This window comes from Streptomyces sp. NL15-2K (genome assembly GCF_030551255.1).
In the GTDB taxonomy this organism is placed as follows: domain Bacteria; phylum Actinomycetota; class Actinomycetes; order Streptomycetales; family Streptomycetaceae; genus Streptomyces.
In genome coordinates, this window is record NZ_CP130630.1 from 2,921,927 (window position 1) to 2,938,161 (window position 16,235).

The 16,235-nt window shown below is 70.3% G+C and carries 12 protein-coding genes; 4 read left to right on the top strand and 8 right to left on the bottom strand.

The window, feature by feature from the left end; genetic code table 11:
* Positions 1–35 precede the first annotated feature (35 nt).
* A complete protein-coding gene (locus tag Q4V64_RS12700; RefSeq protein WP_124443040.1) occupies positions 36–1,085 on the top strand; it encodes a nitronate monooxygenase in 1,050 nt (349 codons plus the stop codon).
* A 150-nt stretch (positions 1,086–1,235) separates the two neighbouring features.
* Here Q4V64_RS12700 and Q4V64_RS12705 read toward each other — a convergent pair whose 3' ends face one another.
* The 3 genes from Q4V64_RS12705 to Q4V64_RS12715 all read right to left on the bottom strand — a co-directional run bounded on the left by Q4V64_RS12705 (position 1,236) and on the right by Q4V64_RS12715 (position 3,938).
* Positions 1,236–2,393, bottom strand: a complete 1,158-nt coding sequence (locus Q4V64_RS12705) for an acetyl-CoA C-acetyltransferase (protein ID WP_124443039.1) — start codon at positions 2,391–2,393, stop codon at positions 1,236–1,238.
* Positions 2,394–2,476: 83 nt separating this feature from the next.
* Entirely contained in the window at positions 2,477–3,088 is a 612-nt protein-coding gene (locus tag Q4V64_RS12710) for a TetR/AcrR family transcriptional regulator (protein WP_124443038.1), read from the bottom strand.
* A gap of 64 nt (positions 3,089–3,152) precedes the next feature.
* Positions 3,153–3,938: an SDR family oxidoreductase gene (locus tag Q4V64_RS12715; RefSeq protein ID WP_124443037.1), complete on the bottom strand. Its 786-nt coding sequence runs from the start codon at positions 3,936–3,938 to the stop codon at positions 3,153–3,155.
* Positions 3,939–3,986: 48 nt separating this feature from the next.
* Here Q4V64_RS12715 and Q4V64_RS12720 point away from each other — a divergent pair, with 48 nt between their 5' ends.
* The gene (locus Q4V64_RS12720) at positions 3,987–5,126 is read left to right on the top strand and encodes an acyl-CoA dehydrogenase family protein (RefSeq protein WP_124443036.1); all 1,140 of its coding nucleotides are present in this window, start codon (positions 3,987–3,989) and stop codon (positions 5,124–5,126) included.
* Complete coding sequence (locus Q4V64_RS12725; protein ID WP_124443035.1) at positions 5,126–6,085, top strand: acyl-CoA dehydrogenase family protein; 960 nt, start codon at positions 5,126–5,128, stop codon at positions 6,083–6,085. Before Q4V64_RS12720 ends, Q4V64_RS12725 begins: the two co-directional genes overlap by 1 nt.
* Here the strand turns inward: Q4V64_RS12725 and Q4V64_RS12730 are convergent.
* Together Q4V64_RS12730 and Q4V64_RS12735 are read right to left on the bottom strand one after the other, a co-directional pair.
* Complete coding sequence (locus Q4V64_RS12730; RefSeq protein ID WP_124443034.1) at positions 6,060–7,712, bottom strand: cytochrome bc complex cytochrome b subunit; 1,653 nt, start codon at positions 7,710–7,712, stop codon at positions 6,060–6,062. The genes Q4V64_RS12725 and Q4V64_RS12730 overlap by 26 nt on opposite strands.
* A gap of 71 nt (positions 7,713–7,783) precedes the next feature.
* Positions 7,784–8,023, bottom strand: coding sequence for a MerR family transcriptional regulator (locus Q4V64_RS12735; RefSeq protein WP_253267253.1), 240 nt, complete (start codon positions 8,021–8,023; stop codon positions 7,784–7,786).
* Between the two features lie 74 nt (positions 8,024–8,097).
* Here Q4V64_RS12735 and Q4V64_RS12740 point away from each other — a divergent pair, with 74 nt between their 5' ends.
* Positions 8,098–8,913, top strand: a complete 816-nt coding sequence (locus tag Q4V64_RS12740) for an aldo/keto reductase (protein WP_253267252.1) — start codon at positions 8,098–8,100, stop codon at positions 8,911–8,913.
* A 1-nt stretch (position 8,914) separates the two neighbouring features.
* On the opposite strand, the gene Q4V64_RS12745 is transcribed toward Q4V64_RS12740, so the two are convergent.
* The 3 genes from Q4V64_RS12745 to gltB all read right to left on the bottom strand — a co-directional run bounded on the left by Q4V64_RS12745 (position 8,915) and on the right by gltB (position 15,869).
* Positions 8,915–9,640: a VWA domain-containing protein gene (locus Q4V64_RS12745; protein WP_124443031.1), complete on the bottom strand. Its 726-nt coding sequence runs from the start codon at positions 9,638–9,640 to the stop codon at positions 8,915–8,917.
* 123 nt (positions 9,641–9,763) lie between these two features.
* Positions 9,764–11,227: a glutamate synthase subunit beta gene (locus Q4V64_RS12750; protein WP_124443030.1), complete on the bottom strand. Its 1,464-nt coding sequence runs from the start codon at positions 11,225–11,227 to the stop codon at positions 9,764–9,766.
* Entirely contained in the window at positions 11,220–15,869 is a 4,650-nt protein-coding gene (gltB, locus tag Q4V64_RS12755; protein WP_124443233.1) for a glutamate synthase large subunit, read from the bottom strand. Before gltB ends, Q4V64_RS12750 begins: the two co-directional genes overlap by 8 nt.
* Between the last annotated feature and the right edge of the window lie 366 nt (positions 15,870–16,235).

Here is a 16,235-nt window from a genome sequence, read left to right on the forward strand (position 1 = left end):
CGGACTGATGGAGGCGGACTGATGGAGGCGAACTGATGGAGACCGCGCTCACCCGGCTGGTCGGCGTCCGCCACCCGATCGTGCAGACCGGGATGGGCTGGGTGGCGGGCCCGCGCCTGGTCTCGGCGGCGGCGAACGCGGGCGCGCTGGGCATCCTGGCCTCCGCCACGATGCCTCTGGACCGGCTGCGCGAGGCGATACGCGAGGTCGCCTCCCGTACCGACGCGCCGTTCGGCGTGAATCTGCGGGCGGACGCGGCGGATGCCGGGGACCGGGTGCGGATCATGATCGAGGAGGGGGTACGGGTCGCGTCCTTCGCCCTCGCGCCCTCCCCCGAGCTGATCACCGAGCTCAAGGAGGCGGGTGTCGTCGTCATCCCCTCCGTCGGCGCCCGGCGGCATGCCGAGAAGGTCGCGGCGTGGGGCGCGGACGCGGTGATCGTGCAGGGCGGCGAGGGCGGCGGGCACACCGGCGAGGTCGCGACGACCGTGCTGCTGCCGCAGGTGGTGGACGCGGTGCGGATACCGGTCGTGGCGGCGGGCGGCTTCTTCGACGGGCGGGGCCTGGTCGCGGCGCTGGCCTACGGGGCGGCGGGCGTCGCCATGGGCACGCGGTTCCTGCTCACCTCGGACTCGACGGTGCCGGACGCGGTGAAGGAGCGGTATCTGGCGGCGACGGTGAAGGACGTGACGGTGACGCGGGCGGTCGACGGGCTGCCGCACCGGATGCTGCGTACGGACCTGGTGGCCTCGTTGGAGAGCTCCAGCCGGGCGCGAGCCCTGGTGCACGCCGTCCGCAGGGCGGCCGGCTTCCGGAAGCTGTCCGGGCTGACCTGGCGGCAGCTGGTCCGCGATGGGCTCACGCTGCGGCACGGCAAGGACCTGACCTGGAGCCAGATACTGCTCGCCGCCAACACGCCGATGCTGCTGAAGTCGGCAATGGTGGACGGCCGTACGGATCTCGGCGTCATGGCCTCCGGGCAGGTTGCCGGGGTGATCGACGACCTGCCGTCGTGCGCGGAGCTGGTGGAGCGGATCATGAAGGAGGCGGACGACGTACGAGCGCGGCTCACAGCCTCTCGATGATCGTCACGTTCGCCTGCCCGCCGCCCTCGCACATGGGCACCATCCCCAACGGCCCCCTCGCACCGCTCGGCCCCTGAGGGGCCTCACAGGCTTCGGGAGCCTGCGCCGGACTCCGTCCGCCGAAGTGGGGTGCTCGCGCCGTCGTCGCTGTCACAGCCTCTCGATGATCGTCACGTTCGCCTGCCCGCCGCCCTCGCACATGGTCTGGAGTCCGAACCGGCCGCCGGTGCGCTCCAGTTCGTGCAGCAGGGTCGTCATCAGCTTCACACCCGTCGCGCCCAGCGGATGCCCGAGCGCGATCGCGCCCCCGTTGACGTTGACCTTCTCCGGATCCGCTCCCGTCTCCTTCAGCCAGGCCAGCACGACCGGCGCGAAGGCCTCGTTGATCTCGACGAGGTCGATGTCGTCGATCGACAGGCCGGTCTTCTTCAGGGCGTGCGCGGTGGCCGGTATCGGCGCGGTCAGCATGCGGATGGGGTCCTCGCCGCGCACCGACAGATGGTGCACACGCGCGCGGGGCCGCAGCCCGTGGTCGCGCACCGCCCGCTCCGAGGCCAGCAGCATGGCCGCCGCGCCGTCGGAGACCTGCGAGGAGCAGGCGGCCGTGATCGTGCCGCCGTCGATGACCGGCTTCAGCCCGGCCATCTTCTCCAGGGAGGTGTCCCGGCGCGGCCCTTCGTCGACAGCCACCTGCCCATGAGCCACGGTCTCCCGCTCGAAGCGCCCCTCGTCGATCGCCCGCAGTGCCCGCCGGTGCGACCGCAGCGCGAACTCCTCCTGGTCCTGCCGGCTGATACCCCACTTCGCGGCGATCATCTCTGCGCCGGCGAACTGGTTCACCGCCCGGTCCCCGTAGCGCGCCCGCCAGCCCTCGCTGCCCGCGAAGGGCCCCTCCGTGAAGCCCAGCGGCTCGGCGGCCTGCCGGGTCGCGAAGGCGATCGGGATCTGCGACATGTTCTGCACGCCCCCGGCGACCACCATGTCCTGCGTCCCGGACAACACGCCCTGCGCCGCGAAGTGCACGGCCTGCTGGGAGGAGCCGCACTGCCGGTCCACCGTCACGCCCGGCACCTCCTCGGGCAGTCCGGCCGCCAGCCAGCAGGTCCGCGCGATGTCCCCGGCCTGTGGCCCCACGGTGTCCAGACAGCCGAAGACGACGTCCTCCACGGCGGCCGGATCGACGCCGGCCCGCGCGACCAGCTCCTTGAGCACATGCGCGCCCAGGTCGGCCGGATGGACCCCGCTGAGTCCTCCCCCGCGCCGCCCGACGGGCGTACGGACCGCTTCGACGATGTAGGCCTCGGCCATGGCAACTCCCTCACACAAAGGGGCCCGTGAACAAAGGGGCCCGTGAACAAAGGGGCCCGTGAACAAAGGGGCCCGTAAAAGGGCTATTCGCGTACGGCGATCCCGTCCAGCACCATCGACAGGTACTGCCGGGCGATCTCCTCCGGGCTGTGCTGTCCGCCGGGCCGGTACCAGGACGCGGCGACCCACACGGTGTCGCGTACGAACCGGTAGGTGAGCCGGACGTCGAGGTCGGCCCGGAACACCTCGGCGGCGACTCCGCGCTCCAGCGTGGACAGCCATGCCTTCTCGAACTTGCGCTGCGACTCGGCGAGGAACGCGAACCGCTCCTGCGCGACCAGCTGCTTGCTCTCCTTCTGGTAGATCGCGACGGCGGCGCGGTGCCGGTCGATCTCCCGGAACGACTCGGTGACCAGGGCTTCGAGGGTCTCGCGCGGGCCCAGCTCGGCGCCCAGGACGGCGTCGTAGCCGCCCCAGAGCTCGTCGAGGAAGGTCCGCAGGATCTCCTCCAGCATCGACTCCTTGGAGTCGAAGTGGTAGTAGAGGCTGCCCGCGAGCATGCCCGCGTGGTCCGCGATCTTGCGCACGGTGGTGGCGTTGTAGCCCTGTTCGGCGAAGACCTCGGCGGCGGTGGAGAGGAGTTCGCGACGGCGGGCGGGCGCGGCGGTCACCTGGGAGTTCTTCTTGATCGGCACGGTTCCATTGTCGTCCTGGTTGCTTCTAGGGGTGCTGGGCTGCTTGTAGGGGTGCTGGCTGCTTCTAGGGATGCTGGCTGCTGACGGAGACGATCTCACCCGTCATGTACGAGGAGTAGGACGAGGCCAGGAACACGATCACGTTGGCCACCTCCCACGGCTCGGCGTACCGCCCGAAGGCCTCGCGTTCGGTGAGTTCCTGAAGCAGTCCGGGGCTCGTCACCTTCACCAGGTGCGGATGCATGGCGAGGCTGGGCGACACCGCGTTGACCCGCACGCCGTACTCGGCCGCCTCCACGGCCGCGCACCGGGTCAGCGCCATGACGCCGGCCTTGGCGGCGGCGTAGTGCGCCTGCCCGGCCTGGGCGCGCCAGCCGACGACGGAGGCGTTGTTGACGATCACGCCGCCGCCGGTCTCCTTCATGCGACGCAGTGCGGCCCGCGTGCACCGGAAGGTGCCGTTCAGCGTCACATCGAGCACCCGCGACCACTGTTCGTCGGTCATGTCGACGAGGGCCGAGGTGCCGCCGAGACCGGCGTTGTTGACGACGACGTCCAGCCGCCCGTGCTCGCGTACGGCCGTGTCGAACAGCGCCCGCACCTGTGTCTCGTCGGTGACATCGCAGGGCAGTGCCGACACCGCGCCCGGGAAGTCCCGGCCCAGCTCGGCCTCGTACTCCTTGAGCCGCCGCGTGTGCGCGTCGCTGATCAGCACGCGTGCGCCCTCCTCGAGGAAGCGGCGGGCACTCGCCCCGCCGATCCCGGCACCCGCGGCTGCCGTGATGACGGCGGTACGTCCTTTGAGCAGTCCGTGCCCGGGTGTGTACGCCGGACTCTCGACGCCTGTCATAGGGCCACGCTAACCTACCAAACACTTGTTAGGGAAGGATGGTCATCGATGGATCTCGCCTTCGCCCCGCAGGACGAGGCCTTCAGGGCCGAGGCCCGCGCCTGGCTGGAGGCCCATGTGCCGGCCGTGCCCCTGCCCTCCCTGGAGACGGAGGAGGGTTTCGCGGCGCACCGCGCGTGGGAGGCCGAACTGGCCGCGGACCGCTGGTCGGTGGTGAACTGGCCGGCCGCGTACGGCGGGCGGGACGCGGGGCTGCTCCGCTGGCTGGTCTTCGAGGAGGAGTACTACGCGGCGGGCGCGCCGGGCCGGGTCGGCCAGAACGGCATCAGCCTGCTCGCGCCGACCCTCTTCGACCACGGCACCGAGGAGCAGCGGGCGCGCGTGCTGCCGCCCATGGCCCGGGGTGAGGTGATCTGGGCGCAGGCGTGGTCGGAACCGGAGGCGGGCTCGGACCTGGCGTCGCTGAGGTCGAAGGCCGTCCGCGCACCGGGGGGCTGGCGCTTGAGCGGGCAGAAGACCTGGTCGTCGCGTGCGGCGTTCGCGGACCGCGCGTTCGGCCTGTTCCGCAGCGAGTCACGGGCCCCGAAACCGCACCAGGGGCTGACCTATCTGATGTTCGACCTGCGTGCCCCAGGTGTCACGGTCCGCCCGATCGCCCGCCTCGACGGCAAGCCCGCCTTCGCCGAGCTGTTCCTGGACGAGGTGTTCGTGCCGGACGAGGACGTGATCGGGGAGCCCGGCCAGGGCTGGCGGGTGGCGATGGCCACGGCGGGCAACGAGCGCGGGCTGATGCTCCGCTCCCCCGGCCGCTTCCTGGCGGGCGCCGACCGGCTGTTCCGGCTCTGGCGGGCCGAGGGCAGCCCGCAGGACACGGAGGACCGCGTGGCCGACGCCCTGATCGGCGCCCGCGCCTACCAGCTGTTCACTTACGCCGCCGCCTCCCGCTTCCTCGACGGCGCCTTGCTGGGCCCGGAGTCCAGCCTGAACAAGGTCTTCTGGTCGGAGTACGACATCGCGCTGAGCGAGACGGCCCTCGATCTCCTGGGCGCTCAGGGCGAGGCGGCGGACACCGACTGGTCGCAGCGGTACGTCTTCGCCCTCGCCGGCCCCATCTACGCGGGCACGAACGAGATCCAGCGGGACATCATCGCCGAGCGGCTGCTCGGCCTGCCGAAGGGGCGCCGCTGATGCGTTTCCTCCTCGACGCCGAGCAGCGCGCGTTCGCCGACTCGCTGGACGCGATGCTGACGGCCGCGGACACGCCGTCGGTGGTACGGGACTGGAGCCGGGGCGAGCAGGCGAGCGGACGCGCGCTGTGGAGCCGTATCGCGGAGGCGGGCGTGTTCGCGCTGGCGGTACCGGAGGTGTACGAGGGGCTGGGCCGGCGGCCGGTGGAACTGGCGGTCGCCTTCGTGGAGTTGGGGCGGCACGCGGTACCGGGACCGCTGGTCGAGACGGTCACGGCGGCCGCGCTGCTCACCGAACCGGGCCCCGCCAAGCGGCTGCTGCCCGCGCTCGCCTCGGGCGAGGCCATGGCGACAGTGGCGCCCTCGGGGTCGTACGCCCTGGACGGCGACGCGGCGACCACGCGCCTCGCCCTGACCTCCGACGGCCTGCGCCTCGCCCCCGGCCACGGTCCGGTGCGCCGCTGTCTCGACCCCGCCCGCCGCCTCACCCCCCTCACACCCGGCGGCGAACTCCTCGTCCCCCACCCTCCCGTCGCCCACGCCCTCACCACCGCCCGCCTCACCACCGCCGCCCAGGCCCTCGGCGTGGGTCTCGCCCTCCTCGACAGGACCGTGGCGTACGTGAAGCAGCGCTCGCAGTTCGGCGTGCCCATAGGCTCGTTCCAGGCCGTCAAGCACCGGCTGGCCGACGCGAAGATCGCCCTGGAGTTCGCGCGTCCCCTGGTCTTCGGGGCCGCGCTGAGCATGAGCCCCGCCGAGGTGGCCGCCGCCAAGGTCGCCGCGTGCGAGGCGGCGTACGCCACCGCCCGTACGGCACTCCAATTGCACGGCGCGATCGGCTACACGGCGGAGTACGACCTGTCACTGTGGCTGACCAAGGCCCGCGCCCTGCGTTCCGCCTGGGGAAGTCCGCGGGAATGCCGGAACGTCGTCGTCAGTGCCCGTGATCGCCGCTGGTGAGCTCCCGGTACTCCTCCACCGTCGGCTTCTCGATCCGCGTGTCGGGCCCGAACATGGCCCGGGACAGCCGGGCGCGCAGCCGCTGCGACCGCTTGACCCGGCGGCGGACGCCGCCCGCGTCGACGAGCGGCCCGATCTCGTACGGCGGGTTCTGCTCGTGCTGGGTGAGGGTGAACAGCTGTTCCTGCGCGAGGGGTTCGTGGATCTCGACGTACTCGCCGTTCGGCAGCCGTTTGATGGTGCCCGTCTCCCTGCCGTGCAGCACCTTGGCCCGGTCCCGGCGCTGCAGGCCCAGACAGATCCGTTTGGTCACGATGAAGGCGAGGACCGGCACCACGAAGACCGACACCCGCACGAACCAGGTGATCGCGTTGATGGACAGGTGCAGATGCGTGGCGACGATGTCGTTGCCGCCGCCGATCAGCAGCACGCAGTACAGGCTCAGCCAGGCCACGCCGAGGCCGGTGCGCACGGGCGCGTTGCGCGGCCGGTCCAGGATGTGGTGCTCGCGTTTGTCGCCGGTGATCCATGCCTCGATGAAGGGATACACGCCGATGGCGAGCATGACCAGCGGGAACAGCGCGAAGGGGATGAACACGCCCAGCGCCAGCGTGTGGCCCCAGAGGTTGATCTCCCATCCCGGCATCACCCGGATCAGTCCCTCGGAGAAGCCGAGGTACCAGTCGGGCTGGGCGCCGGTGGTGACAAGGTCGGACCGGTAGGGGCCGAAGGCCCACACGGGGTTGATCTGGGCGATGCCGCCCATCAGCGTCAGGGTGCCGAAGACGAGGAAGAAGAAGCCGCCCGCCTTGGCCATGTAGACCGGCAGGAAGGGCATCCCGACGACCGACTTCTCGCCCCGGCCGGGCCCCGGGTACTGGGTGTGCTTGTGGTAGAAGACCAGGATCAGGTGCGCGGCCACCAGGCCCAGCATGATCCCGGGCAGCAGCAGCACATGGATCGGGAAGAGCCGCGAGATGATGTCGTGCCCCGGGAACTCTCCTCCGAAGAGGAAGAAGGACAGGTACGTCCCCACGATCGGGACGGACAGGATGGCGCCCTGGGCGAAGCGGATGCCGGTGCCGGACAGCAGGTCGTCGGGCAGGGAGTAGCCGGTCAGGCCGGTGATGATGCCCAGCATCAGCAGGGTCCAGCCGAACAGCCAGTTGACCTCGCGCGGCTTGCGGAAGGCGCCGGTGAAGAACACCCGCATCATGTGCGTGAGCATGGCGGTGACGAACACCAGGGCGGCCCAGTGGTGGATCTGCCGGATCAGCAGCCCGCCGCGCACGTCGAAGCTGATGTCCAGCGTGGACTCGAACGCCCTGGTCATGATCACGCCGTTGAGGGGCTCGTACGAGCCGTGATAGACGACCTCGACGCTGCTCGGCTCGAAGAACAGGGTGAGATAGACGCCGGTCAGGATCAGGACGACGAAGCTGTAGAGGGCGACCTCGCCCAGCATGAAGGACCAGTGATCCGGGAAGACCTTGCGCATGTTGGCCTTGGCCAGCGCGTAGAGGCCGAGCCGTCCGTCGGCCCAGTCGGCGAGCTTCTCGCCCTTCCCGGGAGGTTCCCTGCGGGCGGCACGCGCCGTCACGTTCACCGATCGTGCGCCGTCGTCCATACGTCGTCGCCTTCCCCGTCGGATCTCCCTCAGCCTGGCACGGCTCCGCGGTCACGCCAACAGGGCGGACGCTACGGCTGAGCCAATGGGGCGAGCAGACGGCCGAGCGACTGACGCGAGTCCTCCAGGCGGGCGATGCGCTCCTCCATACCGTGCAACTGGTCGAGGAGCATCGGGGTCAGGCAGGGCTCGACCTCGGTCGCACTGCCGCAGACGCAGTCCAGCACCTCACGGATCACACGCGTCGGCAGACCCGCGTCGAGGAGAGTGCGGATACGGCGTACGGTCGCGGGCGCGTCGGCGGCGTACACGCGCTGTCCGCCCGGGGTGCGGCCGGCGTCGAGCAGGCCCTGCTCCTCGTGGTGGGGACCTTCCAGTACGACGGATCGGGTACGGCGCGATGCGGCTCGCGGGCGCCCCGCACGAGCGCTCCGGCATGACCGCTCCCATCTGGACGGCGCCCACCGACCGCGCCGAGGCGGTGGCGCTGCTGCGCGAGGCGGCCGACCTCGGGGTGAGTCTCTTCGACACCGCCGACGCCTACGCCCTCGGCGCCAACGAGGAGTTGCTCGCCGAGGCGCTGCACCCCTACCGCGACGGCATCGTGATCGCGACGAAGGCGGGCGTCCTCAGGCCGAGCCCCACCGAGTGGATCACCCACGGCCACCCCGCCTATCTGCGCCAGCAGGCCGAGCTCAGCCTGCGCCGGCTGCGCACCGACCGCATCGACCTCTTCCAGCTCCACCGCATCGACCCCGACTACCCCCTCGCGGACCAGATCGGCGCGCTGAAGCAGCTCCAGGAGGAGGGCAGGATCCGGCACATCGGGCTGTCCGAGGTGACGGTGGAGGAGCTGACGGCGGCCTCGGAGATCGCCCCGATAGCGAGCGTGCAGAACATGTACAACCTGGCCGCGCGCGGCCACGACCCGGTGATCGACCACACCGCGCAGCGCGGGATCGCCTTCCTGCCGTTCTTCCCCATCGCGATGGGCGAGCACGCGGCCGACGGCAGCCCCGTCGCGGCCGTCGCCGACGAGCTGGGCGCCACCCGGTCACAGACCGCCCTGGCCTGGCTGCTGCACCGCGCCCCGAACGTGATCCCCATCCCGGGCACCTCCTCCCCCGCCCACCTGGCGGAGAACGTCGGCGCTCTCGAACTCGCCCTGACCGACGAGCAGTTCAAGCGCGTCGCCGGGTGAGTCAGGAGGGCCGTACGATCCCCTGCGCCCGCGCCGCCGCGAGCCACTTCGGGAACTCGCCCACCAGTCGGTCGTACAGCTCGGCGTCGGACACCGTCCGCGGATCGGTACCGGCGTGGAAGAACCCGGCGTTGTCCACCGGCCGCCGGTCCGGCACCGCCAGTTCGTCCAGTTTCCGCAGGAAGTCGAACTGGCGGCTGTCCGGATCCCCGAAGCCGATGAACTGCCAGAACAGGGGGAGCTTCGCGGCCTTGCACAGGTACCGTTCGGCGGCGAGTTTGTTGATCGGGCCGCCGTCGGTCTGGAAGACGACGAGGGCGGGGGCCTTGGAACCGCTGTCGAGGTAGTGGTCGATGACGGCGTCCATCGCGAGGTGGTAGCCGGTCTTGCCCATGTGCCCGAGGCCGGCCACGATCCGTTCGATCCGGCCCCGGTGGTCGGCGAGCGAGATGCCGGTGACCGCGTCCACCTCCGTCGAGAAGAACACCACCGGCACGGTTCCGTCGTCGTCGAGGTGCGCCGACAGTCCGAGCACCCGGTCGGCGAGCTCCTGCACGCTGCCGTCCTTGTAGTACGGCCGCATGGACCCGGAGTAGTCGACGACGAGGTAGACCGCGGCCCGCAGGCCGTCCAGCCCGTGTTTCGTGAGGGACACCCCGGCGCTCTTGTACAGGCTGACCAGCGCGGGCGCGGTCTCCTCCACCTTGCTGAGACTGATCGCGGCCATGGGCCCCACCCTGTCACACACATGCGGCGGCGCCTGCCCGGTCGTCCGGTCGGGGACTGTGGGGCAGGCGCCGTCTGGTGTTCCGTACGCCTTTGTACGGGACGTCTGTGTGATCCGGCGGGATCAGACCATCAGCGAGCGGTCGGTCGGCCGGATCGGGGCGTGCAGTTCGCTGCCACCGGTCAGGAAGCGGTCCACACCGCGGGCGGCCGAGCGGCCCTCGGCGATCGCCCACACGATCAGCGACTGGCCACGGCCCGCGTCACCGGCGACGTACACGCCCGGCACGTTGGTCTGGAAGTCGGCGTCGCGGGCGATGTTGCCGCGCTCGTCGAGGTCCAGGCCGAACTGGTCCACGAGACCGTTGTCGCGGTCGGTACCGGTGAAGCCCATCGCCAGTGTCACCAGCTGGGCGGGGATCTTGCGCTCCGTGCCCGGCTTCTGGGTCAGCTTGCCCTCGACGAACTCGACCTCGGTGAGGTGCAGCCACTGGACGTTGCCGTCCTCGTCGCCCTCGAAGTGGGTGGTGGAGACGGAGTAGATCCGCTCGCCGCCCTCCTCGTGCGCGGAGGTGACCTTGTAGAGCATCGGGAAGGTCGGCCACGGCTGGGCGACCGGGTTCCGGTCGTCGTTCGGGCGGGGCATGATCTCCAGCTGCGTGACGGAGGCCGCGCCCTGACGGTGGGCGGTGCCCACGCAGTCGGCGCCGGTGTCGCCGCCGCCGATGACCACGACGTGCTTGCCCTCGGCCGAGATCGGGGGCGCCACGTAGTCGCCCTCCTGCACCTTGTTGGCCAGGGGCAGGTACTCCATGGCCTGGTAGATGCCCTTGAGCTCACGGCCGGGGACGGGGAGGTCACGGGCGGTCGTCGCACCGGCGGCGATGACGATCGCGTCGTACCGCTTCTTCAGGTCCGTCGCCTTCAGGTCGCGGCCGATCTCGATGCCGGTGCGGAAGCGGGTGCCCTCCGCGCGCATCTGCTCGATACGGCGGTTGATGTGCCGCTTCTCCATCTTGAACTCGGGGATGCCGTACCGGAGGAGCCCTCCGATGCGGTCCGCGCGCTCGTAGACGGCGACCGTGTGACCGGCCCGGGTCAGCTGCTGGGCGGCGGCCAGGCCCGCCGGGCCGGAGCCGATGACCGCGACCGTCTTGCCGGACAGGCGCTCCGGGATCTGCGGGGCGACGTCACCGGTCTCCCACGCCTTGTCGATGATCGAGACCTCGACGTTCTTGATGGTGACCGCCGGCTGGTTGATGCCCAGCACACACGCCGACTCGCACGGGGCCGGGCACAGCCGCCCGGTGAACTCCGGGAAGTTGTTCGTCGCGTGCAGGCGCTCCGAGGCGGCCGCCCAGTCCTCGCGGTAGGCGTAGTCGTTCCACTCGGGGATCAGGTTCCCCAGCGGACAGCCGTTGTGGCAGAACGGGATGCCGCAGTCCATGCACCGGCTGGCCTGCTTGCTGATGATCGGCAGCAGGGAGCCGGGGACGTAGACCTCGTTCCAGTCCTTGACGCGCTCGTCGACGGGGCGGGTCCTGGCGACCTCGCGGCCGTGGTTGAGAAAGCCCTTGGGATCAGCCATTGGTCGCCGCCTCCATCATCTTCTCGGTGATCTCGGTCTCGGAGAGACCGGCTCGCTCGGCGGCGTCCTTGGCGGCGAGCACTGCCTTGTACGTGCTGGGGATGATCCTGCTGAAACGCTCCACGGACGCGTCCCAGTTGGCGAGCAGCTTCTCGGCGACCGTGGAGCCGGTCTCCTCGGCGTGGCGGCGCACCACGTCGTGCAGCCACTGCTTGTCGTCGTCGTCCAGGGCCTCGATCGCGCCCAGGTTGCCGACGTTGACGTTGTCGCGGTTCAGGTCGATGACGTACGCGATGCCGCCGGACATGCCGGCCGCGAAGTTGCGCCCGGTCTCGCCGAGGACCACCGCGTGGCCGCCGGTCATGTACTCGCAGCCGTGGTCGCCCACGCCCTCGGACACCACGGTGGCGCCGGAGTTGCGGACGCAGAACCGCTCGCCCGTCCGGCCGCGCAGGAACAGCTCGCCGCCGGTCGCGCCGTACGCGATGGTGTTGCCCGCGATCGTCGAGAACTCGGCGAGGTGGTCGGCGTTCCGGTCCGGGCGCACGATCACCCGGCCGCCGGAGAGGCCCTTGCCGACGTAGTCGTTGGCGTCGCCCTCCAGGCGCAGCGTGACACCGCGCGGCAGGAAGGCGCCGAAGGACTGGCCCGCCGAGCCGGTGAAGGTGATGTCGATGGTGTCGTCGGGCAGACCCGCCCCGCCGAACTTCTTCGTCACCTCGTGGCCGAGCATGGTGCCGACCGTGCGGTTGATGTTGCGGATGGCGACCTGGGCGCGCACCGGCTGGGCGTCGGTGGCGGAGTCCGCGGCCAGGGCGTCGCCGGCGAGCTTGATCAGCTCGTTGTCGAGCGCCTTCTCCAGGCCGTGGTCCTGCGCGATCACCTGGTGGAGCGGGGTGCCCTCGGGCAGCTCCGGCACGTAGAACAGCGGGGACAGGTCCAGGCCCTGCGCCTTCCAGTGGTCGACGGCACGCGTGACGTCGAGCGTCTCGGCGTGGCCGACGGCCTCCTCGATGGAGCGGAAGCCCAGCTCGGCGAGGATCTCGCGGACTTCTTCGGCGATGTACCGGAAGAAGTTCACGATGTACTCGGCCTTGCCGGTGAACCGGTCCCTCAGGGTCGGGTTCTGGGTGGCGATGCCGACCGGGCAGGTGTCCAGGTGGCAGACGCGCATCATGACGCAGCCGGAGACGACGAGCGGCGCGGTCGCGAAACCGAACTCCTCGGCGCCGAGCAGCGCGGCGATGACCACGTCACGGCCGGTCTTCAGCTGGCCGTCGGTCTGTACGACGATGCGGTCGCGCAGGCCGTTGAGCAGCAGCGTCTGCTGGGTCTCGGCGAGGCCGAGCTCCCACGGACCGCCCGCGTGCTTGAGCGAGGTCAGCGGCGAGGCACCCGTACCGCCGTCGTGGCCGGAGATGAGCACGACGTCCGCGTGGGCCTTGGAGACACCCGCGGCGACCGTGCCGACGCCGACCTCGGAGACCAGCTTGACGTGAATCCGCGCCTGCGGGTTCGCGTTCTTGAGGTCGTGGATCAGCTGGGCCAGGTCCTCGATGGAGTAGATGTCGTGGTGCGGCGGTGGCGAGATCAGGCCGACACCGGGGGTGCTGTGCCGGGTCTTGGCCACCCACGGGTACACCTTGTGGCCGGGCAGCTGGCCGCCCTCGCCGGGCTTGGCGCCCTGGGCCATCTTGATCTGGATGTCGTCGGCGTTGACCAGGTACTCGGAGGTCACACCGAAGCGGCCGGAGGCGACCTGCTTGATCGACGAACGGCGCGCCGGGTCGTACAGACGGTCCGCGTCCTCGCCGCCCTCACCGGTGTTGGACTTGCCGCCCAGCTGGTTCATGGCGATGGCGAGCGTCTCGTGGGCTTCCTTGGAGATGGAGCCGTACGACATGGCGCCGGTGGAGAAGCGCTTGACGATCTCGCTGACCGGCTCGACCTCGTCGACGGAGATCGGCTGCCGGTCGCTCTTGCCGTTCTTATATGTCTTTAGGGCGAACAGACCGCGCAGCGTCATCAGGCGCTCGGACTGCTCGTTCACGCGCTCCGTGTACTTCTTGAAGATGTCGTAGCGGCCGGTGCGCGTGGAGTGCTGGAGGCGGAAGACCGTCTCCGGGTCGAACAGGTGCGGCTCGCCCTCGCGGCGCCACTGGTACTCGCCGCCTATGTCGAGGGCGCGGTGGGCCGGCGCGATGCCGGAGGCCGGGTATGCCTTGGCGTGCCGGGCGGCGACCTCCTTGGCGATGACGTCGATGCCGACGCCGCCGATCTTGGTGGCCGTGCCGCTGAAGTACTTGTTGACGAACTGCTCGTCGAGGCCGACCGCTTCGAAGACCTGGGCGCCGCGGTAGGAGGCGACGGTGGAGATGCCCATCTTGGACATGACCTTCAGCACGCCCTTGCCGAGCGCGTAGATCAGGTTGCGGATGGCCTGCTCGGGCTCGATGCCGGGGAGGAACGTCCCTGCGCGGACCAGGTCCTCGACGGACTCCATCGCCAGGTACGGGTTGACCGCCGCGGCGCCGAAGCCGATGAGCAGGGCGACGTGGTGGACCTCGCGGACGTCACCGGCCTCCACCAGCAGACCCACCTGGGTGCGCTGCTTGGTGCGGATGAGGTGGTGGTGGACGGCCGCGGTGAGCAGCAGCGACGGGATCGGCGCGTGCTCGGCGTCCGAGTGGCGGTCCGACAGGACGATCAGACGGGCGCCGTTCTCTATGGCGGCGTCGGCCTCGGCGCAGATCTCCTCGATGCGCGCGGCGAGGGCGTCACCGCCACCGTGCACCCGGTAGAGACCGGACAGGGTCGCGGCCTTGAAGCCCGGCATGTCGCCGTCGGCGTTGATGTGGATGAGCTTGGCCAGCTCGTCGTTGTCGATCACCGGGAAGGGCAGGGTGACCGAGCGGCACGAAGCGGCCGTCGGCTCGAGGAGGTTGCCCGCGGGGCCGAGGGACGAGCGCAGGCTGGTGACCAGCTCTTCCCGGATGGCGTCCAGCGGCGGGTTGGTGACCTGCGCGAACAGCTGGGTGAAGTAGTCGAAGAGCAGGCGCGGACGGTCCGACAGCGCGGCGATCGGCGAGTCCGTGCCCATCGACCCGATCGGCTCGGCACCGGCCTTGGCCATCGGCGCCAGGATGACGCGCAGCTCCTCCTCGGTGTAGCCGAAGGTCTGCTGGCGGCGGGTGACCGAGGCGTGCGTGTGCACGATGTGCTCGCGCTCGGGCAGGTCGGACAGCTCGATCTCGCCGGCCTCCAGCCATTCCGCGTACGGCTTCTCGGCGGCGAGCTCGGCCTTGATCTCGTCGTCCTCGATGATGCGGTGCTCGACGGTGTCGACGAGGAACATACGGCCGGGCTGCAGGCGGCCCTTGCGGACGACCTTGGACGGGTCGATGTCGAGGACGCCGACCTCGGAGCCGAGGACGACGAGGCCGTCGTCGGTGACCCAGTAGCGGCCGGGGCGCAGACCGTTGCGGTCGAGGACCGCGCCGACCTGCTTGCCGTCGGTGAAGGTGACGCAGGCCGGGCCGTCCCAGGGCTCCATCATCGTGGAGTGGAACTGGTAGAAGGCGCGCCGGGCCGGGTCCATGGAGTCGTGGTTCTCCCACGCCTCCGGGATCATCATCAGCACGGAGTGCGGCAGCGAACGGCCGCCCAGGTGCAGGAGTTCGAGGACCTCGTCGAAGGACGCCGAGTCGGAGGCGTCGGGCGTGCAGATCGGGAAGACCCGGTCGATCGTGTCCTGGTCACCGAACAGATCCGAGACGATCTGGGACTCGCGGGCCGCCATCCAGTTGCGGTTGCCCTTGACGGTGTTGATCTCACCGTTGTGCGCGACGAAGCGGTACGGGTGAGCCAGGGGCCACGACGGGAACGTGTTCGTCGAGAACCGCGAGTGCACCAGCGCGATGGCCGACGCGAAGCGGCGGTCGGACAGGTCCGGGAAGAAGGGCTCCAGCTGGCCGGTGGTCAGCATGCCCTTGTAGACGATGGTCCGCGCGGAGAGGGAGGGGAAGTAGACGTCCACCTCGCGCTCGGCGCGCTTGCGCAGCACGAACGCCTTGCGGTCCAGGGCGATGTCCGTGGCGGGCACGGTGGAACCTCCCCCAGACTCCGTCCGGGAGGGGCCCCCAGCGACGAAGATCTGCCGGAAGAGGGGCATCGTCGAGCGGGCGGTGGCGCCGAGGAGTTCGGGAGCGACGGGCACCTCGCGCCAGCCGAGGACGGTCATGCCCTCCTCAGCGGCGATCGTCTCGATCCGCGAGACGGCTTCCGCGGCGGAGTCCTCCGGCAGGAAGGCGATACCGACGGCGTACGCACCCGCCTCGGGCAGCTCGAATTCGGCCACCTCGCGGAAGAAGGCGTGCGGTACCTGGGACAGGATGCCCGCGCCGTCACCCGAGTCGGGCTCGGAGCCGGTGGCACCGCGGTGTTCCAGGTTGCGCAGAACGGTCAGCGCCTGCTCGACCAGCGCATGGCTCGCCTCGCCGGTGAGGGTGGCCACGAAGCCGACGCCACAGGCGTCGTGCTCGTTGCGGGGGTCGTACATACCCTGCGCAGCAGGGCGAGCATCCATGAAGGACCGGTTCCGGCCATTCGTGGAGTGCTGGGACGGCTGGCGCGGCGTACGCATCGGCTCTCCCGTCGTCGTCATGTGGCATATGCAGATTGCCGAGGGACGACGTTGGCCCTCTGCGTGAGTGCAAAATTTCGTGCAGGTTACATGATGGAGCGGTTCTCGGGAACCGGGATATTCCGTTCCAACATGCGGACGCCGTAGGTGCGCGGCGGGGGTACCGCGCTCGGCGGCGTGAAGTATTGGGGGACCAAAACGGATCGATCGGTCAGATCGATGCCCGTCGGCCCGACACGGCGGGGAAAGCGTCGTCGCCGACCCCGCGGGTGCGCCGCGGGCCTCATTGCCCACAGCGCTTACGGCTCATGCCCCGTGGTTAAGCATTCGAAACCAGCGAGTAACGGCTACTTATGCGGCCCAACG